Source organism: Embleya sp. L77 (assembly GCF_055557415.1).
In genome coordinates this window covers 930,191-953,653 of record NZ_CM145709.1, presented here as the reverse complement: position 1 = coordinate 953,653, position 23,463 = coordinate 930,191, and the positions used below count along the sequence as shown (strand labels likewise).

Here is a 23,463-nt window from a genome sequence, read left to right as displayed (position 1 = left end):
CCCTCGTCGGCGCCGTCGAGCACGACCCGGCGGGAGACCCCTTCCCGGTCGTCGCGATGGACCATGTTCGTTTCTTCGTCGGCAACGCCAAACAGGCCGCGCACTACTACTCGACGGCGTTCGGGATGACCTGCGTCGCCTACCGCGGGCCCGAGACCGGGTGCCGCGACGTCGCCGAGTACGTGCTCGTGTCCGGCAAGGCGCGTTTCCGCATCACCGGCGAGGTTCACGCCGGCACCGAGGTCGGCGTCGCGACCGCCGCCCACGGTGACGGCGTCTCCGACATCGCCATCGAGGTCCCCGACGTCGACAAGGCGATCGCCTTCGCGCGGGAGAACGGCGCGACCGTGCTGGTCGAGCCGCACGACGAGAGCGACGAGCACGGCACGGTGCGTACCGCGGTGCTGGCCACCTACGGCGAGACCCGACACACGCTGGTGGACCGGTCCGGCTACAAGGGCCCGTTCCTGCCCGGCTTCGTCGCCGCCGAGCCGCTGTTCCGCGGCAAGCCGGCCGACCACCCCAAGCGCTACTTCCAGGCCATCGACCACTGCGTGGGCAACGTCGAACTGGGCCGGATGGACGAGTGGGTCTCCTTCTACAACCGCGTCATGGGCTTCACCAACATGAAGGAGTTCATCGGCGACGACATCGCCACCGAGTACTCCGCGCTCATGTCCAAGGTGGTCACCAGTGGCAACCACCGGGTGAAGTTCCCGCTCAACGAGCCCGCGGTCAGCCGCAAGAAGTCGCAGATCGACGAGTACCTCGAGTTCTACGGCGGCCCGGGCGTGCAGCACATCGCGCTGGCCACCGGCGACATCGTGGCCTCGGTGCGCGCGATGAGCGAGATGGGCGTCGAGTTCCTGTCCACTCCGGACAGCTACTACGACACGCTCGGGGAATGGGCCGGCGAGACCCGGGTACCGGTCGAGACGTTGCGCGAACTGAAGATCCTGGTCGACCGCGACGAGGACGGCTACCTCCTGCAGATCTTCACCAAGCCCGTCCAGGACCGGCCGACCGTGTTCTTCGAGCTGATCGAGCGGCACGGTTCGCTCGGCTTCGGCAAGGGGAACTTCAAGGCGCTGTTCGAGGCGATCGAGCGCGAGCAGGAGCGGCGCGGCAACCTCTAGGTCCGGTCCCCAAGGATCAGGACCCAGGCCGTCGGCCGCCCGTCGCGTGCGAGGGGCGGCCGACGGGAGTCGGGCCGGCAGGGCACCGGGAGCGGACGGAGGAGTCGGGCAGTCATGGCGTACTACCGCAGCGTGGGCGAGGTGCCGCCGAAGCGGCACACCCAGCACCGCCGCCCGGACGGCGGCCTGTACTACGAGGAGCTGATGGGGGAGGAGGGCTTCTCCTCCGACTCCTCGCTGCTCTATCACCGCGCGATCCCCTCGGCCATCGCCGACGCGAGCGTGTGGGAGGTCCCCGACCAGAGCATCGTCGCCAACCACCCGCTCAAGCCGCGCCACCTCAAGCTGCACGAGTTGTTCGCGGACAACGAGTGGAAGGCGGTCGACGCGGTCACCGGCCGCCGGCTGGTGCTGGGCAACGGCGACGTACGGATCTCCTACGTGGTCGCGGGCAGCCCCTCCCCGCTCTACCGCAACGCGCTCGGCGACGAGTGCGTGTACATCGAGTCCGGCTCAGGGACGGTGGAGACCGTCTTCGGCGCGCTCACCGTCGGCGCCGGCGACTACGTGATCCTGCCGCGGGCCACCACCCACCGGTGGGTGCCCGGCACCGAGGAACCGCTGCGCGCGTACTGCATCGAGGCCAACTCGCACATCGCACCGGCCAAGCGCTACCTGTCCCGGTTCGGCCAACTGCTCGAACACGCGCCGTTCTGCGAGCGCGACCTGTGCGGGCCGGTCCAGCCGCTGCTGGCCGAGGGCACCGACGTCGAGGTGCTGGTCAAGCACCGCGGCCTGGGCGGCGAGATCGCCGGCACCCGTTACGTGTACCCCACCCACCCGTTCGACGTGGTCGGCTGGGACGGGTGCCTGTACCCGTACGTGTTCAACATCTCCGACTTCGAGCCGATCACCGGCCGGATCCACCAGCCGCCGCCCGCACACCAGGTGTTCGAGGGCGAGGGCTTCGTGATCTGCAACTTCGTGCCGCGCAAGGTGGATTACCACCCGCTGTCGATCCCGGTGCCGTACTACCACTCCAACGTGGACTCGGACGAGGTCATGTTCTACTGCGGCGGCAACTACGAGGCCCGCAAGGGGTCCGGGATCGGCCAGGGCTCGATCTCGCTGCACCCGGGCGGGCATTCGCACGGGCCGCAGCCCGGTGCCTACGAGCGCAGCATCGGCATCGAGTTCTTCGACGAGCTCGCGGTCATGGTGGACACCTTCCGGCCGCTGGGCGTCGGCGAGGGCGGCATCGCGAGCGAGGATCCGGGTTACGCGTGGACCTGGGCCGGGAAGGCGCCTCGACCATGAGCGCACCCACCGACGCCCCCGAGACCCTGCACCAGGCCCTGTTCACCGGACTGTGGGACGACGCGGCGCTGTTCCCGCCCGGCAACGCCCCGATGGCCGAGGCGGTGCCGGCCCACCGGCTGTACCGCACCGAGTGGTTCGCACCGTTCGTGCGCAGCTTCCTGGTCGGCACGGCGCACGTGCCCGACCTGCTCGACCTCGCCGATCCCGACGCACCGCTGCGGATCGTGCTCGTGGCTCCCGGCGGCCCCGCCACGGTGGGGCCCGCGGTACGCACCATCCTGAACACCCCCGGGTTGATCCTGGAGGGCATCGAGGTCGCCGGCGACGGCGAGATCGGCAAGGCGGTCGCGGCGCTGCACGAACACCTGCCGGAGATGACGGCGGGCTACGTCGAGGTCCTCAAAGGCGCGGGCCTCGACGCAGACCTGGACAATCTCGCCGGCACGTACGGGCGGCCCAAGTTCCGCACCGGCGGTACCGCCGCGCACGCGTTCCCGGACGAGGCCGAGCTGGCCGCGTTCGTGCACGCGTGCCGGATCCGCGAACTGCCGTTCAAGGTCACGGCCGGGCTGCACAACGCCGTGCGGCACACCGACCCGACCACGGGTTTCGAGCACCACGGTTACCTCAACCTGCTGCTCGCCACCCACCACGCCGTCGCCGGCGCCGAATCCGACGCGCTCGCGGACGTGCTCGCGATCCGCGACAGCGCCGAACTCACCCGGATGGCGCACCAGCTGACCCTGACCGAGCGCACCCGCCTGCGCGGCTACCTGACCTCGTACGGCACCTGTAGCGTCGCCGAGCCGCTCCAGGACGCGCTCACGCTCGGTCTGCTCGGCGAGCCCCCGAACCACCGCGACTGATCCGATCGAGGAGCCCCACGCCATGCCCACCACCTGGGTCCCGCTGCCGACCGACACGGTGTACGGCATCGACAACCTGCCGTACGGCGTGTTCACCACCGACCGCGAACCGGATCGGCCGCGCGTGGGTGTGGCGATCGGCGACTTCGTGCTGGACGCCGGCGCGGCGGCACACGCGGTGGGCGCGCCGGTCGACGTGCTGGACGCGCCGAGCCTGACCGAGCTGATGGCGGCCGGCCGGGCGACCTGGAGCGCGGTGCGTGCCTCGCTCACCACCTGGCTGACCGACACCGACCTGCGGGCGAGCGTCGAACCGCACCTGATCCCGCGTCAGGAGGTGGTGCTCCGGCTGCCGTTCGAGGTCGCGGACTACGTCGACTTCTACGCCTCCGAGCACCATGCGACCAACCTCGGCAAGATCTTCCGCCCCGGCTCCGAGCCGCTGACGCCGAACTGGAAGCACCTGCCCATCGGCTACCACGGCCGGGCCGGCACCGTGGTCGTCTCGCATACGCCGATCGTGCGGCCCAGCGGGCAGCGCAAGGCGCCCACCGACGCGGCGCCCTCGTTCGGGCCCACCCGCCGACTGGACATCGAGGCCGAGGTCGGCTTCGTGGTCGGCACCGGCTCCGAACTCGGCACCCCGGTCGGCCTGGGCGACTTCGCCGACCACGTGTTCGGGGTGTGCCTGCTCAACGACTGGTCCGCCCGCGACATCCAGGCCTGGGAGTACGTTCCGCTCGGCCCGTTCCTGGGCAAGTCCTTCGCCACGTCGGTGTCGCCGTGGATCGTGCCCCTCGAAGCACTCGGCGCCGCGCGCGTGGCACCCCCCGCGCGCGACGTCGAGCCACTGCCCTACCTGGACGACCGCGCCGGCAAACCATGGGGCCTGGACCTGGCCCTGGAGGTCCGGCTCAACGGTCACCTGATCTCCCGGCCGCCGTTCGCGGCGATGTACTGGACGGCCGCGCAGCAGCTCGCGCACATGACCGTCAACGGCGCGGCGCTGCGCCCGGGCGACCTGTTCGCCTCCGGCACGGTCAGCGGCCCCGAGGCGGATCAGCGCGGTGCGCTGATCGAGATCACCTGGAACGGCGAGAACCCCCTCAAGCTCCCGGACGGGTCCACCCGGACCTATCTGGAGGACGGCGACGAGGTCACGATCACCGCTACCGCTCCCGGCCCGAACGGCACTCGTATCGGATTCGGCGAGGTAAGCGGACGCATCCTGACGGCGCGCTGACTCGATGCCGGCTCCCGCAACTTGCGGGAGCCGGCATTTCGCTGCGTGCAGGAATTCCACGAGGTGCTCGCGGCGGCCCGTACCGGGGGCCACGGCGGCCTCGTGCGGCTCTGCCGTGAGCTCCCGGCCGTCCGGCCGCGGGTTGCCGTCGATGCCGGCCACGAGCGTCCGCAGGGGCGGGCGAGCCACCCGGTGCGGACCCTCGTCCCGGTCATGCGCGGCGGATCATCCGGTCCGGATCGCCCGATGTTCGCCGCTTTTGTCGTAGTAGCCGGGGCCGGCCACCAGTGCGGTACGGAAGTACAGGCCCTCGCCGACCACGCCGTTGTTGTTGCCGTGGCCGGGCACGAACGGCTGCCACAGGGCCACCAGCAGCTCCGGGGCCACCAGCGACGCGCCCTCGGTCTCCACCCGCACGGGTGTCAGTTCACCGAGCAGTCGGGTGACGTCGACGGCGGGCGTGCCGAAGACGTCGACGCCCAGACACAACACCGTGTCCGCGAAGTCGTCCTCGGACCGGTGCACCTCGATCGCCTCGACCAGTCCGTCCTTGTCGCTCACCACATGAATCGAGAGGTCCGCACCGAAGTGGGCGAACCCACGAGTGCGTCCCGACAGATCTCCTCCGAGTTCGCGCAGAGCCGCCTCTGCCTCGTCCATGGACATGCCGATCTTGATCGGCCCTACGCCGTAAGGCGGATCCAACTCAAGCTGCACGTGATCTCCCTCGCCTCGAACAACCGAGTATGGCGCACCCTCATCGAGGCCCCTCGCACCCGGTTGCCGGTTCGGCGCCCCTGGGCGACCCGGTGCCCGTACCCGAACGACAACGTTCCGGTCGCCGCCGGCACCGACTTCGCCTTTGTACCCATTCGGGTCAATCGAGCCGCCGCCGACACCGGCTCCGGGGCGTCAGCGCGGGGTGCCGAAGACCTGGGTCCACGAGGTGCCGTAGGTGCCGCCGGTGACATACCCGACACCGATCTCGGTGAACTCCGGAGTGAGGATGTTCCTGCGATGACCGGGAGAATCCATCCAACCCTGCACCACCTCGGCCGGGCTCCGCTGGCCACAGGCGATGTTCTCGCCTATCCGGCTGTACAGGTAGCCCGCCGCGATCGCCCGGTCCCACGGCTCGCGGCCGTCCGGATCGGTGTGCGAGAAGAACGCCCGGCTGATCATGTCCGCACTGAATGCCTGTGCACACGCGGTCAGTTGTGGCTGCGGGGGCCAGCGGACCCAGACCGTGCCGGGCCCGTTCGGCATTGGTCAGCTCGACCACCCCGCGCTGGAACTCGGTGAGCCCCGCCGGGGTTTGCGTCTCCTCCTCGACCTCGACGCCGAAGTCCCGAGCGATCCCGGCCAGCCCGTCCGCGTACCCCTGACCCAGCGCGCGCACCTTCCAGCCCGCGCCGCGCCGGTAGATCTCCGCCAACAACAGCACCGTCTCGGTACGCGGCCGAGGCGGGGTGAACCGGGCCAACAGCGTGCCGCCCGCACCGGTGAGCGTCATCGCCGGCGGCGGCAACTCGCCCAGGGTGTGCGTGGTGTCGGCGGGGCTGACCACCACCGTCACCCGCACGGCGCCCGCCCGCAGGCCGCTCGGGTCCACCGTGACGGTGTCCCCGCCCAGGCGCACCCCGGGTGCGGAGAGCTGGTTGAAGAAGACGAAGTCCGCGTCGCCGGACACCTGTCGATCCTCACCCGTGATCAACGCGGAGATGTCGAACGGACCGGGCACGCGTACGCGCACCACGCCGCCCGGCAGGGATTGGTTCGCACCCGGCGGCAGTTCGTTCATGACCTCGGATTCTAACGACGGATCAGACCTGGTGGCCCGGCCGTCCACGACCCGGATCAGGGCTCGGTGACCCGGCCGTCCGCGACTTCGATCCGCCGGGTGGTGCGCACCGCGTCCAGCATCCGCCGGTCGTGCGTGACCAGGAGCAGCGTGCCCTCGTAGGACTCCAGCGCGGACTCCAACTGCTCGATCGCGGGCAGGTCCAGGTGGTTCGTCGGCTCGTCCAGAACCAGCAGGTTGACCCCCTCGGCCTGGAGCAGCGCCAGCGCCGCACGCGTGCGCTCACCCGGGGACAGCGTCGCCGCAGGGCGCAGCACGTGCGCCGCCTTGAGCCCGAACTTGGCCAGCAGCGTGCGCACATCGGCCGGAAGCAGGTCCGGCACCACCGCGCAGAACGCGTCCAGCAGCGGCCGGTCGCCCAGGAACAGCCCACGCGCTTGGTCCACCTCGCCGACCACGACACCCGAGCCCAGCGCGCCGTGACCGGCCGTCAACTCCACCCGCCCGAGCAGCGCCGCGAGCAGCGTGGACTTGCCCGCGCCGTTCGCGCCGGTGATCGCGACCCGGTCCGCCCAGTCGATCTGCAGCGTCACCGGGCCCAGCGTGAAGCCGCCGCGCTCGACCACCGCGCCGTTGAGCGTGGCCACCACCGCGCCCGCGCGCGGGGCCGCGGCGATCTCCATCCGCAGCTCCCACTCCTTGCGCGGCTCCTCGACCACATCCAGGCGCTCGATCATCCGCTCGGTCTGCCGCGCCTTGGACGCCTGCTTCTCGCTCGCCTCGGAGCGGGTCTTGCGGCTGATCTTGTCGTTGTCGGTGGACTTGCGGCGCGCGTTGCGGGTGCCCTTGTCCATCCACCCGCGCTGCATCCGGGCCCGGGCCTCCAGGTCGCCGCGTTTGTCGGCGTACTCGTCGAACTCCTCGCGCGCATGCCGGCGGGCCACCTCGCGCTCGGTCAGATACGCGTCGTAGCCGCCGCCGTAGCTGCGGATCTGCTGCTGGACCAGATCCAGCTCGACCACCCGGTCCACCGTGCGGGCCAGGAACTCGCGGTCGTGGCTGATCACCACGGTGCCCGCACGCAACCCGGTGACGAACTTCTCCAACCGGTCCAGACCGTCCAGGTCCAGGTCGTTGGTCGGCTCGTCGAGCAGGAACACGTCGTAGCGGCTCAGCAGCAGCGACATCAGACCCGCGCGGGCGGCCTGGCCACCCGAGAGCGCGGTCATCTCCCGATCCAGGTCCACGGCCAGGCCCAGATCGGCGGCGACCTCCTCGGCCCGCTCCTCCAGGTCCGCGCCGCCCAGGTCCAGCCAACGATCCAGCGCGAGGCTGTACTCGTCGTCGGCGCCCGCGCGGCCCTCGACCAGGCCCTCGGTCGCGGTGTCGAGCGCGGCCTGTGCGGCGGCCACCCCGGTGCGTCGGGCCAGGAACGTCCGGACCGTCTCGCCCGGCCGGCGCTCCGGCTCCTGCGGCAGATGGCCCACCGACGCGGTCGGCGGGCTCAGGTGGATGGACCCCGCCTCCGGCTCGGCCAGGCCGGCCAGCAGCCGCAACAGGGTGGACTTGCCCGCGCCGTTCACCCCGACCAGGCCCACCACATCGCCCGGGGCGATCACCAGGTCCAATCCGGAGAACAGGACACGGTCACCGTGTCCGGCAGCAAGGTCTTTGACGACGACTGTGGCGCTCATGAGGATATGAATCCTATCGGCCGCCGGCAGGATGACGACGTCCGCGTAGCACCGGCCCGTGCGGCCACCTGGGAAGGACCAAGCGATGACCACCGAACCCCGGCCCGAACCGTACGAGGCGCTGCCCGAGGACTGGGAGCGCGCCGTCGCCATCGTGGCGCACCCGGACGACCTCGAATACGGCGCCGCCGCCGCGATCGCCCGCTGGACCCGGCAGGGCAAGCACATCACGTACGTCATGGTCACCAGCGGCGAAGCCGGCATCGACGGGCTCGATCCGGACGAGTGTCGCCCGCTGCGCGAGGCCGAACAGATCGAGTCGGCGCGGATCGTCGGCGTGGACACGGTCGAGTTCCTCGGTTACCCGGACGGCGTGCTCGAATACGGCCTGCCGCTGCGCCGCGACCTGTCCCGCGTGGTCCGCCGGCACCGGCCCGAGATCGTGATCACCGGCAACTTCCGCGACACCTGGGGCGGGGCCATGCTCAACCAGGCCGACCACATCGCGGTCGGCCGGGCGGTCGTGGACGCGGTGCGCGACGCGGGCAACCGCTGGGTGTTCCGCGAGCTGCTCGCCGAGGGGCACGAGCCGTGGGGCGGGGTGCGTGCGGTGTGGGCGAGCGGTTCGCCGCAGGCGCGACACGCGGTGGACACCACCGAGGACTTCGCCCTCGGCGTCGCCTCGCTGGAGGCGCACGCGGCCTACCTGGCCGGGCTGGGCCAGGCGCAGATGGCGGACGCGGGGGAGTTCCTGGAGGGCATGGGCCGGGCGGCCGGAGGGCGCCTGGGCACCCGGTTCGCGGCCGCGTTCGAAGTCTTTCCGATGGCATGACGATCAGCTGACGAGTGCTCGGTACGCTGCCCGGACGACGCATGGGCAGCGATCGACCCGGCGCTGCGCGACCGAGCCGCGGTCGGGTACCGCCGCGGCTCAGTGCGATTCGCGGCGCGTGGCGTTGAGCACCTCCACCGCTCCCGCCGCGTCGCCGATCGTGGCGTAGTCCACCGCGACGAAGTTCACCGGCCGGCCGCGCTGCGCCTCGCATGCGCGGGCCCGGTCGAGCACGTACTGCCGGGCGTTGACCAGACCCGCGTCCAACCGGCTGCCGCCCAGGTTGGTGATGAAGTGGTTCAGCAGGAACAGCCGCTTGTCGGTACCCCCGCGGTTGGGCACACACGACATCTCGGCGGGGGAGGTGAACGTGAACGGCGTCTCCATGCCGTATTCGTAGAAATTGCGGTACCACGGCGCGGGACCGCTGCCGCGCTCGGCGAACACCACCAGGCGTTTGTCCTTGCGGACCATCTCCCCGAGTTCGGGCCACTTCGCCGCGGGATCCGGGGACGGCGTGTACAGCAGCCGTTCCACGCCCGCCTCGCGGAACGCCTGCTCGGTCTGCTCGCCGGTGATGTCGTTCTGCAGGATCAGCGTCACCACCTCCCCGGGATTGTCGTCCAGCCAGGCGCCGATCTTGTGCAGCGTCGGCGCCAGCGGGATCGCGCCCGCGCGGCACAGCGCGTGGCACAACCACAGGCCCGGGCGCGGCGGGTTGGCCAGGTCGATCAGGCGCAGGATCTCGGCCTGCATGTCCGGCGCGAAGCTGGACAGGCTCAGTCGAGGTTGCACCTGATCGGGCAACTCCCAGGTGTAGGTGTCCAGTTGCAGCCCGCGGGCGCCCGCGTTGAGCTGCGCGACGACATCCGGATCCTGGAGCGGGCCGATGAACCGGTCGGCGGTGCTGGCCATCGCGTTGTGTGTGGTCAGATAGGCGACCTCGTCGTAGCGGCGCTCGCACAGCTCGATCGAGCCCAGGCAGTGCCGCTCCTCGGTCCTGCCCGCCGCGACCGGGACCACAGTCGCGCCCAGGACCACGGTGGCGACCGCGAACACGCCCACCGTCGTGGCGATCGCGATCCGGTGCCGCGGCGGCAGGTCGAGCGCACGGCGCGCGGCCGCCCGCCGCCAACTCCACGCGCCCGCGGCCAGAACCAGACCCAGCAGGAGCGGGACCAGCGCGGCGAACAGGCCGACGCGGGTCAGCGACGAGATCGCGGCCTGCTGGACGTCGCTCACCAGCGCATTGACCGAGGCCGGCCAACTCGGCGAGGGTTCGGCCAGCACATTCGGCAGCCGCGAGCGGATGAGCAGCACGAGCGCGCCGGAGAGCACCCCGCCGATCGCCAGCGCCCAGGCGATCGCGGGCACCCGGCGCGACCAGGATTGCGGGCCGGTGACCCAGAGCAGGACCACCGCGGCGATGCCGAGCACGGTGGCCAGGGTCTGGACCGTGCCCAGTGCGAGTTCGGTGAAGCTTCGCGCGGTCGAGATGCTGCTCAGGTTGAGGCCGGCGTGCTCCAGATCGGGGAGTACGTCCCACTGTCCGCCGTCGGTGCGGGCGGCCAGGTCGGAACCGGCCGAGCCGGCGCTGCCGCCCAGTACGTACGGCCCGACCACCGCCAGCGCGCCCGCGATGTCGCCGGTGGCCAGCGCGGCGGTGACCTGGGCGCGCAACTGGGTCCGGACGTCCGCGGGCACGATCGCCACCAGTGCGTCGGTGGTCGTGGCGATGCTCGAGGCATCCAGGGCGAAGGTGGGGAAGTCGGTCGGGCGGCGCCCGGCGGCCAGATCGTCGAGGGCGACGTCCAGGCCGGATCGGAACGCGGCGAAGTCCGCCGACGGCCGGCCCTGCACATTGGCGATCAGATCACCGAGGTAGAGCTCGGCGAGGTTGCCCACGTTGTCCAGCACCGGGCGCAGGTCCACCGTCAGGCGCAGCGTCGATTGTTCGCCGCGCAGATAGCCGATGGTGTTGGCGATCTGATCGTCCACGATGCCGCGCAGGGTTGCGGGTGGCAGCACGGTCTTGAGGTTGGCGGTGACCACGGACGGCGGCACCGGGATCCGGGCCAGCAGGTCGCGGGTGACCTGTTCGGCCGCCGGGTCGACCAGGACCTCGTCGTACATCCGGTTGTAGGCGCGCTCGTCGTCCAGGGCCGCCTGATAGAAGGCCCGGTTGAGCACGGTGCTGCGGGCGGTGCCGGCTGCCGTGAGCACGACCACGGCGAGCACGACCACGACCCCCGCGGCCACCCGCAGCGCGATCACCCATCGGCCTGCCACCATCTCCCGACGGTCGCCCCGCCCGGATGGCCTCAAACGCCGGCCGGGCCGAATTCAGCCCGACCGGACGCATGCGGAACGGCCGGGCCGAGGCAGTATTCGTGCGGCCCGGCCGACCAAGGCCCGAGGGCCCGGCCGGACCGGCACGCCTCGGCCCGGCTCGGCTCGGCCGAAGCAGTACTCCCCGGCCCGGCCGGACCAACACCCGTCGGTCCGGCCGAAGCAGTATTCGCTGTTCCGGCTGGACCAACCGCCTTCGGCCCGGCCGGGCGAACGTCCGTCGGCCCGGCCGGCGTCTGAGGCCAATGGTCCGGGCGGCGTGTGACGCCCGGCGGGCCGCAGGCGGGTCGGGCGGGTCTAGCCGGCCACCCGGACCTCGCCGGCGTGCGCATGCAGTCGGATCACCGCGTCCGCGACGCGGCGAACCGTCGGCTCGTCCATGTGCGACCACAGCGGCAGCGTCAACACCCGCGACGAGACGTCGTCGGTGATCGGCAACGGCCGCGAAGGCAGGTGCGCGTACGCCTTCTGGCGGTTCACCGGCGGGTGGAAGTAGCGGCGCGAGTCGATCCCGTCCGCCTTCAGCGCCCGGGCCAGCGTCGGTGCGTCCAGGCCGAAGGCGTCCGGGTCGACGATCAGGGTCATGTCCTTCCAGGTGGACACGTCGCCCTCGGCGAGCGCCGGCAGCCGCAGCCCCGGCACCTCCCGCACCGCGTCCGCGAACACCCCCACCAGGTGCGAGCGCGTGGCCACCCGCTCCGCCAGGCCCCGGAGCGAGACCAGCGCCAACGCCGCGTGCAGCTCGGACATCCGCGCGTTCAGCCCCGGGAACAGGCAGTCGTAGTCGCCCGGATTGCCGTACCCGCGGCCCAGTCGGCAGGCCTGCGCCAGCCCCTCGTCGCGGGTGGCGATCAACCCGCCCTCGCCCGCGATCACCACCTTCGTCGGACTCAGCGAGAACACCTCCGCCGTGCCGAAGCCGCCGATCGGCGTCCCCGCGCGCCGGCTGCCCAGCGCGTGTGCCGCGTCGTAGACGATCGGCACGTTCGCGTCGGCCGCGACCTTCGCCAACTCCTCGACCCGGCACGGCGTCCCGTACACGTGTGTGGCCATCAACGCGGACGGGCCCGACTCGGCCAGCAGCGCCGCCGCGTCGGTCGGGTCCAGGGTCAGGCTGTCCGGGTCCACCTCGGCGAACACCGGGGTCGCCCCCGCCCAGTGCGCCGCGTGCGCGGTGGCCGAGAAGGTGAACCCCGGCATCGCCACCGAACCGCTCACCCCCAGCGCCTGGAGCGTGAGCATCAGCCCGCTCGTGCAGTTCGACACCGCCACCACGTACGGCACTTCCAGCAGCGCCGCCGCGGTCTCCTCCAACTCGCGCACCGTGGACCCGTCGGTCAGCTGACCACTGGTCAGGATCGCGTCCAGCCGCCGGGTCAACTCCTCCCGCTCGGGCACCTGCACGCGGGTCAGCGGCAGCCCCTCCGCGAACATCGCATCCCCACCGAGTACTGCCGGCTTGCCGGTCACCGCCATACCCCATCCCCCCTGGATTCACCGGGATACCCCGGACTGGTCGAACTTGCTTCCCCACTCATGGCATCGGCCGCGGTGGCCGGCGAATGCCGCCCCACCGTGCGCCGCCGCCTGCGTTCCGAACTCCCGCCCTTGTCGGTATCGGTGCGATCCGGCTTCGACACCGCGAGCAACACCAGCACGAACGGGAACACCTGGACCCGTTCGCGGGTGAGGATGCCGAAGTTGCGGATGTTGGCGAACGCGAGCGCGAACACCAGCGTGTAGACGATCACGAAGGCCACGTAGGGTCTTCGGATCAGCAGACCCGGGATGCGTTTCAACCGGGGCAGCGCGACCACGAACAGCCCCATCAGCACCACGCCTTCCAGCGACGCCACCAGCGCCTGGATGTTGTGCGCCTCGAACGGGAACGGCCGGAAGAGCACGGTCACCAGCGACTGCGGCAGCGCGGCCGGCGAGATGGACAGCGCCGCCGAGTCGTCCACCGCCTGCGCCGAACCGCCCTGCGCGGTCTGCGTCTGGGTCTTGGCGATCACCTGATTGGCCTGCGCGGCCCCGATGCCCGGGGTTCCGAAGAAGGTGCCGACCTGCTGGAGCGCGAGCACACAGCCCACGCCGAGCACCAGGATCCCGAACCCGGCCCGCAACGGGCCCAGCGCGGACGCCTGTTGCGGCCGATTGCGCAGCAGATAGCCGACACACAGTCCGCACAGCAGCAGCACCGTGACATGCGGGCGCACCATCGTGGTGCCCACCGCGCCCAGGATCAGGAAGACGAACGCGCCACGCCGGCGCACCAGGAGCAGCGCCACGCCGTAGGCGGCCATGCCCAGCGTGAACATCATCCAGGTGTCCTTGCCGATCCCGGACGGCCAGAACAGCAGCGACGGCAGGAAGAACAGCAACTTGCCGTAGCGGCGCCGGTCGCCGTCCGGATAGGCCACGTTGAACGCGCGCCAGAACAGGTACAGGCCCCAGAACCCCAGCCACGAATAGACCAGGTAACCGGCCAGCAGCGACTGCCCCACGATCGCGTACACGATCCCGGTGACGATCATGATGAAGCCGGTGCCGATCACCTTGCGGCCGATGTCCACGGTGAAGTCGCCGTCCCGGAAGTGCGGCGCGATGGCCCGCCCGACCAGGTCGTAGGTGGCCGCATCGGCTCGGCCCTCGTAGAGCACGAAGGACATCCAGTACCGGGCGAAGCAGGCGAGCAGCTTGGCCACCAGCGCGCCGATCACCAACCGGCGCACCCACGGCGGTTCGTCGCGGGAGAATCGGGACAACAGCGGCACGCTGATGGTCAGCAGCAGCGGGAAGACGATCAGCGCGCCCCACGTGTCGTACGGGCGATACTCCATCGCCCACGCGAACACCGAGACGTAGCAGCCCACCGCGGTGAGCGCGAGCAGGGAACCCCACGGCAGTCGCGACGGAGGCACCCACCGGGCGTACGGCGCAAGACGGGACGACAACGGAGCTCCTTGCAGGGACGACGTACCTGTGCGGCGTCGGGCGGGCGGCGGCGGGTGCCGGTCGGGACCGGTCCGGCGGCTGCCCGCCGAATGGCTAGAAGACCTCCAAGTCCCCCAGGGAGAGCTGCCACGAGCGCAGGTCGTGGACGTCGATCGAATGCGGGTGCACGGTCCGCGCGACCAGCAGCATGCCGGTGCGCGGCGGTGTGGCGTATCCCGCGTAGCGGGCCGCCCGCGCCGCTTCGGAGCCGCGTGCCAGGTGCGTGGCGACGTGGTCGCAGCCGGACATGGCCACCCCGGAGAACAGCTTGCGTGCGGTGTCCCGGTCACCGGGGCGCACCACCATCTGGGACAGCGTGAATTCGACCAGCGGACCGCGCAGCCGCGGGCGGCCGAACACCACGCCGGTCAACTCGCCGTTCTTGTACGAGGCGACCACCCGGTAGTCCAGGCCGGGCGCGTCGCCGTAGCGCCAGCGCAGGAAGTCGCCGGTGAGCGCGGTGCGCAGCTTGTCGTGCCCGATCGCCGCATCGCCCGCGTCCGCCTCGGCGACCAACTCGTCGAAGCCCACCGCGGCCTTGGGGTCGGAAAAGAACTGACGCGCCGTCGGGAAGCGGCACCGCGCTGCCGGGTCCACCGAGTTCCAGGACTGCGAGGTGCCGGACAGGTCGCCGGTGGCACGCAGCTCCTTGAGCCCGCGCGCGAACGCGATCGGCCGGATCGGGTGCAGCGACACCGGCACCTTCCCGACCTCGTGCCAGCCCATCTTCAGATAGCCCGGCAGGCTGTTGCCGTTCGGGGTGTTGAACACCAGCGAGGTGTCCGCCTCGATCCGCTCCAGCAGATCGGTGGTCAACCGGCGGAACAGGCCGCGGCCCTGGACGTCCGGGTGGGTCGCGGTGTCCACCGCGCGCACCGCCCGGATCACCTCGCCACCGAGCACGAACTCCCAGCGCAGGAACAGCCGTACCGCGACCACCCGGCCGTCCGCCTCGGCGACCAGGCCCGGGCTGGCGCCGAACGGGTTGTCCCGATGCTTCCACCGAAAGAACTCCGAGGTGCGTTCGCCGGTCGGCCCGCCCGACAGCGCGTCGCCGAGCAGCGCCAACACCCGGGGCTCGTCGTGCTTGCCCAACTCGCGGACGGTGAACGGCGAACCCCCTGCCTCCGGCCCACTCACCGCGATCCCTCCAGTACTCGCGCGTACACGTCCTCGATCCGGCGTTGCGCCCCCGCGACATCGAACTCGTCCGAGCGCTTCGCCGCGGCCTCGCCGCACGCCCGCCGGCGCGCCGGATCGGCGGCGAACGCGGTCAGGGCGTCGGCGAACGCCACCGGATCACCGGCCGGCACCACCGTGCCCTCAACCCCGTCGGTGACGATCTCCGGCATGCCGCCCACGGCGGTCACCACCGACGGCAGGCCGACGGTCATCGCCTCCATCAGCGAGACCGGCAACCCCTCCTGCCGCGAACTCAGTGCGAACACGTCGAACGCCGACAACAGCGCCGGCACGTCGCCGCGCGAACCGGCGAAGACCACCGCGCCCTTGAGGTCGGGCCGGCTCGCCCGCTCGCGCAGTGTCGCCTCCAGCGGCCCGGAGCCGATCAGCACCAGGACCGCGTCCGAATGCCGGGCCCGGAGCAGCGCATGCGCGTCGAGCAGCCCCAACTGGTCCTTCTTCGGCGTGAAGTTGGCCACCGTGCCGACCGTGAACGCGTCCTGGTCCAGGTCCAGCGCCTGCCGGGCCCGCTCCCGCGCGCCCGGGCCGGCGAACGCGTCGCCCAGGTCCGGGCCGTGATGGATCACCGTCGGCGCGGTCCCGGGCCGCAGTCGGGCCGGTCGGATGCTCTCCGCCACCGCGCCGGAGACCGCGATCACCCCGCTGTTGCGCCGGTAGGTCCAGGCGTTGGCGATCCGGGTGGGCCGCCGATACCGCGGCCACATGTTGTGCTCGGTGTGCACGATCGGCACGCCGCGCGAGAGCACCCGCGCGGCGACCGCCGGAACCGGCATGTGCGTGTGGATCAGGCCGTAGCCGCGCGCCCGCAACAGCGCACGCAGCCGCAGCGGCCAGGTGCGGCCGCCGCCCAGGCAGTGCACCGTGATGCCCAGGGCGCGCAGGTTCGGCACCAGCGCGTCCTTCCACGGCAGCACGTAGGCGACCTCGACCTCGTAGCGCTCGTCGTCCAGGTGCCGCGCGCAGTTGACCAGCAACTGCTCGGCGCCACCGCGCCCCAGACCCTTGGCGAGCCACAGGACACGAACGCGGTCACCCATCAGCGTTCCTCCGAGCCGAGTTCGACGCCGGACCACGTGTCGAAGTGCGGCCCCAGGTGCGCGCCGTCCCGGGCGCCGTTGTGCAGCGCCCGCTCCGCCGCGGACTGCACCCGGAACCCGGGGGAGTCGCTCGGCTCCTCGGTCGGGGCGAGCGGATCGGCGCGGTGCGCCCCCCGGCTGTCCGACGGCGACTCGTGCTCACTCTCGGTGAGTTCGCCGCGCTTGGCCCAACTCGGCGCGGGTCGCTCGGTGTCCTCGTCCCCGACCGGGCTCGCGTGCGCCGAGCGGCCGCGCAGCACCAGGCCCGCGGTGGAGCCCATCCGGCCCACCGCGCCGGTGCGGGTTCCGCGCTTGAGCCCGCCGCCCATCGATCGTTGCGGGTCCACCCCGAGCAGCACGACCCCGGCGATGGGCACCCCGGTACGGGTCAACAGCTCACCCACCCGGGAGGCCTGATCGGCCGTCAGGTTGCCGCTGCGGGCCACCACCAGCATCGCGTCGGCGTGCTGCACCAGGTCGTTGGTGTCGTTCGCGTACAACAGCGGTGCGCTGTCCACCAGCACCACGTCCGCGTGATGCCGGGCCCGCTGGACCACCTCGCCGGCGCGCAGCAGCAGTGCGGCCGGGTAGGCGGCCGGGGCGCCGGCGGTGATCACCCGCACGTTCGGGATGTTCGTGCCGCGCACCACGTCCTGCAGGTCGGTCTCCTGCTCGGCGAGCAGCGCCTCGGACATGCCCTTGCCCGGCTTGGCGCCCAGGTAGAGGTGGGTCGCCGGATTGCGGAAGTCGCAGTCCAGGACCAGCACCGAGCGGCCCGCCTCGGCCAGCGCCGCGGCCAGGTTGGCCACCGTGCTGGTGCGGCCGTCGCCCGGACGCGGCGAGACCACCAGGATCACCGGCGCCGGGTCGCTGATCCGGCGCACCGGCATCGCGGTGGCCCTGGTCTGCCGCGGATCGGTGCCGCTGAGCCGATAGGCCAGCCCGGGCGGACCGGACAGCAACAGCGCCGAGCGCAGGGTGCGATACGCCTCCGCGACCGGGCTCTCCGGCCGGCCGGCGACCAGCACCGCGTGCCCCGCGCGCTGACGCCGGGTCGCCCGCGGCACCTCGGCGATCACCGGGAGACCGAACGCGTCCTCCAACTGGATCCGCCCGCGCAGCCGTACGTCCATCCGGTCCACCATCAGCGCCGCGATCAACCCGAGCGCGAGCCCGAGTGCCGCCGCCAGGCCGATCCGCAGCGGACGCGAAGTCGGCGCCAGGATGCTCGTGGTGGAGTCCGGCGTGCTCTTGAGGCCGTCCATCACCTCGACCTTGGGGTCGTTCAGCGGGTTGACCAGCTCCTGCTGTTGGCCCACCAGCGTGGTGTACTGCCCGCGCTTGGCGTCGAACTCCGCCTGGAGCGTGGCCTTCTTGCCCACCGGTGCGTTGGTGGTGCTCTTCTCCAGACCGTCGATGTCGGTCTTGAGCTTGTCCAACTGGGCGGTCATGCTGTCCGCCTGGCCCTGCCGGGTCCTGCGCTGCGACTCGGCGAACGCGGCCACGGTCTCCTGTGCCCACGCGGTGGCCAGATCCTCGGCCGCCTTGCGGCTGGGCGCCTTGGCCGCGATCTGGACCAGACCCAGGTCCGGGTTCAACTGCGAGGTGACCTTGCTCGCCAGGACGGCCGGATCCGGGTTGTTCAACCGCTTCGCCGCCCGGCGGGCCACCTCACCGCCGTCCGTCATCAGTTGTACGGGCGCGAGATTGAACTCCTTCGCCGAGTTCGGCGCCGGCACCACGTTGACCGAGCTGGTCCACTGATTGCCTGTGCCCTTGGGGTCCGATGGGGTCAGGATCAACCCCGCGAGCAGTCCGATCGCCAGACACGCGAGTACCAGCGGCCAACGGCGCTGGAGCACGGAGAAGTAGCTAGAGGTTTCCACCGGTCCCCCTCCGGTTCGAGTTGCCGCCCTGCGAGCAGACCGCGGGGCAGGCCAAACGTAGAGCACGCGCGGTGCCGATCGGGCCCGGGACTGTGCCGGAAGTGTGGAGATTCCGTCGAGATCCGAACGGGTGTGTTCGCGTGGCCGTCACCGCACCGGACCTGACGCCACGTCACGGTCGGCTCGCGGGTCGACGGCCCGGGCATAGAACGCGACCATCCGGTCGCAAACGCTGTCGATCGTGTACTCCTCGCCGAAACGTCGATACGCCGCTTCCGTGCGCATCGCGGTCTTCTCCCGCTCCGTCAGGGCCGCGACCAGCGCCGTCGCCAGTGCCTCGGGCGAGTCCGGCGGCACCAGCGCCGCACAGTCGCCCGCCCCGGTGATCTCGCGCACCGGAGGCAGGTCGCTGGTGACGATCGGCGCCCCCACCCCCATCGCCTCGATCAGCACGCTGCCCAGCCCCTCCCAGCGCGAGGGCAGCACGAACACATCGGCCGCACCCATCAGATCGGGCACGTCGTCGCGGTGTCCCAAGAACCGTACGGGCTCCGCAGCGCCGGCGGAATCCCCGATTCCGCCGGTTTCGGCGGCCAATCGGCGCAGCGACTCGGTTCGGCTGCCGTCCGGGCCGGCCAACAGCAGCACCGCGTCCGGGACCTCGCGGCGCACCCGGGCGAACGCGGTGATCAGCACGTCCAGGCCCTTTTGGTACTCCTGCCGGGCGGCTGTGACCAGCACCGGGACGTCCGCCCCCAGGCCCAGCGCGGCCCGGGTGAGCTCGCGGCGATCCCGCGCGGCGGCGAGCAGTTCGGGGTCGCGTCCGCGCGGCACCACCTCGATCCGCGAGCGGCGCACGCCGAGCCGACGGGACATCACGCCGGCCACGTGCTCGGTCAACGCGTGGAAGCGGCGCACCCCGCGCGCGCTGGCCGCGTCCAGACCCTGGGCGGCCCGCAGCTTCCACGGCCGAATCCCGGGCTGGGAGCGCATCTCCGCACCGTAGGAGGTGTTCACCAGGCTGGACACGACCGGAACGCCGGTCGCCAGGGCGGCGATTCGTCCGGCGATGTCCGCCTCGTACAAGGTCGTGTGCACCAGATCCGGTCGCCGGTCGCGGATCACCCGCGCGAGTCCGCGCGCCGAACCCGCCCGCGAGCTGCGATGCACGCCGAACAACGACGCGCCAGCCGCCGCCAACTCCGGTTGAAATCCGTCCATATCCAAGAGATACGCGATATCCAGCGTGATTCCCCTGCGGATCAACTGCGGCGCCATCGCCACAGCCGCCCGCTCGGCCCCACCGACCCGATCCACGCTGTCGATCACCTGGAGCACGTGCACTGCATCACCTCTGCCATCCCCGCCATCTCCCCGGCAAGCCGCCGACCACAGGGCGCCCCCACCCCACACGGCTGAGCATGTCATCGATACGCCCCCGGCGGGGCGGGATTCGTGACAACCTGTCACCTCATGGGGACACCGACGGACCGGCGTGCGGTCCTGCACGTCGTGACCGACCCACGGCGCCGGGGCTCACAGGCGTTCGCCCACGATCTGGACGTGGCGCTGCGCGAACGCGGCCGGGCGTCCTCGATCGTCGCGCTCGCGGGCACCGGTGAGATGGACATCCCGGTCCTGGGGCCCGGCCGGCTGCACCCGCGCACGCTGCGCGCACTGCGCCGACGTGCGGGCGGCGTGGGCCTGGTGATCGCCCACGGTTCGACCACGCTGGACGCCTGCGGGATCGCGCTCGCGGGCGCCGGGACGCCATTCGTCTACGTCAACATCGGCGATCCGCGGCACTGGGCCAAGGACGCGCTGCGCCGAGCCCGAGTCGGGGTGATGCTGCGCCGCGCGGCGGTGATCGCGTCGGTGTCACCGATGGGTCGGGAAATCCTGCTGGACACCCACCGGTTGGCGCCGGAGCAGGTGCGGGCGATTCCCAACGGCCGCCGGCCGGAGCGGTTCCCGCCGCCGGACGAGACCGATCGGGGCAAGGCCCGGGCCGAGTTGGGGCTGCCCGCGGAGGCGACGGTGCTCGCGGTGGTCGGCGCGTTGGCCGGCGAGAAGCGTGTCGCGCTCGCGATCGAGGCGTTCGCGCTGCTCGCCGACTCCGCCTCCGACTCCGGGACCGGCGGGGCGGGCGCCCAAGCCCCGGACCATCGGCTGCTCGTGGCCGGGGAGGGGCCCGAACGGGCGGCCCTGGAGGCGCTTGCCGAACGGCGGGCACCGGGCCGGGTCGTCTTCACCGGCAACCTCGCCGACCCGGGCCCGGTGTACCGGGCGGCCGACGTGCTCGTGTTGTCCAGTACCAGCGAGGGCGTCCCGGGCGTGCTCGTCGAGGCGGGCATGAGCGCGATCCCCGCCGCGGCGACCGATGTCGGATTCGTGCGCGACGTGGTCGTGGACGGGGTCACCGGCGCGCTCGCCGACGTCGGCCCCGGCGCCGGGGACCCCCGGGCGCTGGTCGCCGCGATCCGCCGGGTGTTGGCCGATCGGGGCACGATGGGCCGGGCGGCCAGGGCTCGTTGCCTGGAACGGCACGCGATGGACACCGTGGTGGACGCGTGGATCGCGCTGCTCGACGAGCACCGCCGATGACGCCGCGGCGCCGGGTGGAGGGGAAGCGGTAGGGCGGGAGCGCCGATTCCCGTACGGCCGAATGCGACTCGTGGGGAGATCGCATGTGCCAAGGTTGTTGTCGAACCAGGGAGGGGGAGTCCGTGGGGGAGTATGTGGGGGGTGCCGTCGGCATGCCCGGCGACGGCATGGGCCGGGTCGACGGCGTCGGCCGGGTGGGCCGGCACGCGCGGCCGGGCGGCAGTGTCGACGAACCCGCCGACCACCGAACACACGTCAACGGAGCGCCCATCACGGGCCACGGGGGAGCGACCACGCCGACCATCGACAGTCGCACCGGTACCGGACGACACGCGGCGCCCACGGCGGGCGTCGGCAGCGGGACCGGCCGGATCGCCGCAGCACAGGCACCCGACCCCGAGATCAAGGGACCACCACCGGAACTCAAGTTCAAGCGCCGCACCAGCCTGATCCGGGGCATCCGCGAGCTGTGGCATTCGCGCGAACTCGTGCGCACCCTGGCCGAGCGCGACCTCAAGGCCCGCTACAAACAAGCCGTTCTCGGCTTCGCGTGGGCGGTGATCACCCCCGTGTTGCTGATGGTCGTGTTCACCGTCGTCTTCCAGCGCGTGGGCAACCTCAGCGAGACGGCGCACAAGTACGACGTGCCCTATCCGCTGTTCAGCTACCTCGGGTTGCTCCCGTGGACGTTCTTCATGTCCTCGGTGACCCAGGGCTCCTCGTCCCTGGTGTCCAACGGGCCGCTGCTGAACAAGGTCTACTGTCCGCGCGAGGTCTTCCCGTTCGCCACCGTGATCGTGGCCACCGTGGACATGCTGATCGCCTCCTCCGTACTGGTCGTGCTCTTCGCGGCGTACACCACGCCGCCCGCGGCGACCAGTTGGGCGCTGCCGATCCTGCTGCTCATCCAGTTCGAGGTCACCCTCGGTGTCGTGCTCGTGCTGTCCGCGGCGGTGGTCTACTTCCGCGACATCCGACACGTGCTGCCCCTGCTCATGCAGATGGGCATGTTCGCCACCCCGGTCGCCTACGGCATGGACCAGATCACCAAGGAATGGCTGCTCCCGTACGTGATCTTCAACCCGCTCGCCGCCGTGATCGACGGTTACCGGCGCTCGATCCTGTACGGACAACAACCCGACTGGGAACTCACCGGCGCCGCCGCCGGATCGGCGACCGTGCTCCTGATCGTCGGATACAAGATCTTCAAGAAGCTCGAAGCGGGGATCGCCGATGTCGCCTAGCCTCACGACGATCAAGGCGCCGGCCAAGCCGGGCGCCCTGCCGCTGGGCACCATCCGGGCCGAACACCTGTGGAAGCGATTTCGCGCGGACAGTCAGCGCATGCTCCTGCGGGACAACCTGGGCCGCATCGCGCGCAAGCTGTCCGGCCGCGACCAGGCCGACTGGCGCTGGGCGTTGCGCGACATCGACATCCACATCGACCCCGGCGAGTCGGTCGGCCTGATCGGCTCCAACGGGTCGGGCAAGTCGACGCTGCTCAAGATGCTCACCGGAGTGATGTACCCCTACGCCGGCCGGCTTCAGGTGCGCGGCCGGGTCGGCGCCCTGATCGAGGTCAGAGCGGGCATCCACCCCGACCTGACCGGACGTGAGAACGCGTTCCTGTACGGCTCGTTGCTCGGCCTCAAACGGGCCGAGGTGGCCAACCGGTTCGACGACATCGTGGACTTCGCCGAATTGGGCACCGCGATCGACCGGCAGGTCAAGTGGTACAGCTCCGGCATGCAGATGCGCCTCGGCTTCGCGGTCGCCGCCTTCCTGGAACCGGACGTGCTCCTGGTCGACGAGGTGCTCGCGGTCGGCGACGCGCTGTTCCAGCAGAAGTGCCTGGACCGGATGCGGGTGGTGCTGGAACAGGGCACCACACTCGTACTGGTCTCGCACGACCTCGCGTCGGTGGAGTCGATCTGCACACGCGGAATCTGGCTGGAGCAGGGCGAGATCCGCAGCGACGGCCCGATCCGGCAGGCACTGCGCGGGTATCGGGACAGCGTCGAGGAGGAGACCGAGGCGCGCACCCGCACCGACGAGGCGATCCGCACCACGTACGTGGACGTGCGCGGCGTGGACACGGCCGGCCCCACCACGAACCGCTCGATGGTGGTCGAGGCGGAGTTCACCGGCGACCACCACGGACCCGCCACCGTGCACATCGGTGTCACCGAGGGCACCGCGAGCCCGGTCTTCACCACGCGCCGGGACGTGCAGTTCGGCCGATCGGGCAACCGGGTCAGGTGCACCCTGGACCGCCTGCCGCTGCCGCGCGGGCGATACGCGCTGTGGATCGGGGTGTACGACCGGGACGGCCACCCGCTGACCACGTGGCATCCCGCGAAGCAGTTCGACGTGGCCGGGCCCGAGTTGGACACCCCGCCGCGCGCGGTGGTGCTGGCCGCGCCGGTCTACGTCGACCACACCTGGGAGGGGTGACC

General features: G+C 71.4%; 17 protein-coding genes and 1 pseudogene. 8 read left to right on the top strand and 10 right to left on the bottom strand.

Annotation, left to right across the window (positions count from 1 at the left end; genetic code table 11):
- The first annotated feature begins 56 nt into the window (after positions 1-56).
- The 4 genes from hppD to fahA all read left to right on the top strand — a co-directional run bounded on the left by hppD (position 57) and on the right by fahA (position 4,565).
- The gene (gene hppD, locus ACZOOI_RS03950) at positions 57-1,136 is read left to right on the top strand and encodes a 4-hydroxyphenylpyruvate dioxygenase (protein WP_465281106.1); all 1,080 of its coding nucleotides are present in this window, start codon (positions 57-59) and stop codon (positions 1,134-1,136) included.
- A 114-nt stretch (positions 1,137-1,250) separates the two neighbouring features.
- Complete coding sequence (locus tag ACZOOI_RS03945; RefSeq protein ID WP_465279418.1) at positions 1,251-2,453, top strand: cupin domain-containing protein; 1,203 nt, start codon at positions 1,251-1,253, stop codon at positions 2,451-2,453.
- Positions 2,450-3,322 carry a hypothetical protein gene (locus ACZOOI_RS03940; RefSeq protein WP_465279417.1) on the top strand — a complete coding sequence of 291 codons (873 nt, stop codon included), beginning with the start codon at positions 2,450-2,452 and terminating at the stop codon, positions 3,320-3,322. Before ACZOOI_RS03945 ends, ACZOOI_RS03940 begins: the two co-directional genes overlap by 4 nt.
- 22 nt (positions 3,323-3,344) lie before the next feature.
- Positions 3,345-4,565 carry a fumarylacetoacetase gene (fahA, locus tag ACZOOI_RS03935; protein ID WP_465279416.1) on the top strand — a complete coding sequence of 407 codons (1,221 nt, stop codon included), beginning with the start codon at positions 3,345-3,347 and terminating at the stop codon, positions 4,563-4,565.
- Between the two features lie 225 nt (positions 4,566-4,790).
- On the opposite strand, the gene ACZOOI_RS03930 is transcribed toward fahA, so the two are convergent.
- The 3 genes and pseudogenes from ACZOOI_RS03930 to ACZOOI_RS03920 form a co-directional block, all read right to left on the bottom strand.
- Positions 4,791-5,282, bottom strand: coding sequence for a hypothetical protein (locus ACZOOI_RS03930; RefSeq protein ID WP_391589803.1), 492 nt, complete (start codon positions 5,280-5,282; stop codon positions 4,791-4,793).
- A 195-nt stretch (positions 5,283-5,477) separates the two neighbouring features.
- Positions 5,478-6,366, bottom strand: a pseudogene (locus ACZOOI_RS03925) (CAP domain-containing protein).
- A gap of 56 nt (positions 6,367-6,422) precedes the next feature.
- Positions 6,423-8,060 (bottom strand): ABC-F family ATP-binding cassette domain-containing protein, encoded by a 1,638-nt coding sequence (locus ACZOOI_RS03920; protein ID WP_465279415.1) that lies wholly within the window; start codon positions 8,058-8,060, stop codon positions 6,423-6,425.
- A gap of 85 nt (positions 8,061-8,145) precedes the next feature.
- Between ACZOOI_RS03920 and ACZOOI_RS03915 the strand changes: the two genes are divergently transcribed.
- A complete protein-coding gene (locus tag ACZOOI_RS03915; RefSeq protein WP_465279414.1) occupies positions 8,146-8,892 on the top strand; it encodes a PIG-L deacetylase family protein in 747 nt (248 codons plus the stop codon).
- Positions 8,893-8,991: 99 nt separating this feature from the next.
- On the opposite strand, the gene ACZOOI_RS03910 is transcribed toward ACZOOI_RS03915, so the two are convergent.
- From ACZOOI_RS03910 to ACZOOI_RS03880, 7 genes are all read right to left on the bottom strand, one after another.
- Complete coding sequence (locus ACZOOI_RS03910) at positions 8,992-11,184, bottom strand: PI-PLC domain-containing protein (protein ID WP_465279413.1); 2,193 nt, start codon at positions 11,182-11,184, stop codon at positions 8,992-8,994.
- A 354-nt stretch (positions 11,185-11,538) separates the two neighbouring features.
- Entirely contained in the window at positions 11,539-12,717 is a 1,179-nt protein-coding gene (locus tag ACZOOI_RS03905; RefSeq protein WP_465279412.1) for a DegT/DnrJ/EryC1/StrS family aminotransferase, read from the bottom strand.
- Positions 12,708-14,198 (bottom strand): hypothetical protein, encoded by a 1,491-nt coding sequence (locus tag ACZOOI_RS03900; protein ID WP_465279411.1) that lies wholly within the window; start codon positions 14,196-14,198, stop codon positions 12,708-12,710. Before ACZOOI_RS03900 ends, ACZOOI_RS03905 begins: the two co-directional genes overlap by 10 nt.
- A gap of 94 nt (positions 14,199-14,292) precedes the next feature.
- The gene (locus tag ACZOOI_RS03895; RefSeq protein WP_465279410.1) at positions 14,293-15,378 is read right to left on the bottom strand and encodes a GNAT family N-acetyltransferase; all 1,086 of its coding nucleotides are present in this window, start codon (positions 15,376-15,378) and stop codon (positions 14,293-14,295) included.
- Positions 15,375-16,478: a glycosyltransferase gene (locus ACZOOI_RS03890; protein ID WP_465279409.1), complete on the bottom strand. Its 1,104-nt coding sequence runs from the start codon at positions 16,476-16,478 to the stop codon at positions 15,375-15,377. The genes ACZOOI_RS03895 and ACZOOI_RS03890 overlap by 4 nt, the downstream gene beginning before the upstream one ends.
- Entirely contained in the window at positions 16,478-18,403 is a 1,926-nt protein-coding gene (locus ACZOOI_RS03885) for an AAA family ATPase (RefSeq protein WP_465279408.1), read from the bottom strand. The genes ACZOOI_RS03890 and ACZOOI_RS03885 overlap by 1 nt, the downstream gene beginning before the upstream one ends.
- Before the next feature lie 147 nt (positions 18,404-18,550).
- Entirely contained in the window at positions 18,551-19,747 is a 1,197-nt protein-coding gene (locus tag ACZOOI_RS03880; protein WP_465279407.1) for a glycosyltransferase, read from the bottom strand.
- 129 nt (positions 19,748-19,876) lie between these two features.
- Between ACZOOI_RS03880 and ACZOOI_RS03875 the strand changes: the two genes are divergently transcribed.
- The 3 genes from ACZOOI_RS03875 to ACZOOI_RS03865 all read left to right on the top strand — a co-directional run bounded on the left by ACZOOI_RS03875 (position 19,877) and on the right by ACZOOI_RS03865 (position 23,461).
- Positions 19,877-21,007, top strand: coding sequence for a glycosyltransferase (locus ACZOOI_RS03875; RefSeq protein WP_465279406.1), 1,131 nt, complete (start codon positions 19,877-19,879; stop codon positions 21,005-21,007).
- 122 nt (positions 21,008-21,129) lie between these two features.
- Positions 21,130-22,251 carry an ABC transporter permease gene (locus ACZOOI_RS03870; RefSeq protein WP_465279405.1) on the top strand — a complete coding sequence of 374 codons (1,122 nt, stop codon included), beginning with the start codon at positions 21,130-21,132 and terminating at the stop codon, positions 22,249-22,251.
- The gene (locus ACZOOI_RS03865) at positions 22,241-23,461 is read left to right on the top strand and encodes an ABC transporter ATP-binding protein (protein ID WP_465279404.1); all 1,221 of its coding nucleotides are present in this window, start codon (positions 22,241-22,243) and stop codon (positions 23,459-23,461) included. Before ACZOOI_RS03870 ends, ACZOOI_RS03865 begins: the two co-directional genes overlap by 11 nt.
- The last annotated feature ends 2 nt before the right edge of the window (positions 23,462-23,463 follow it).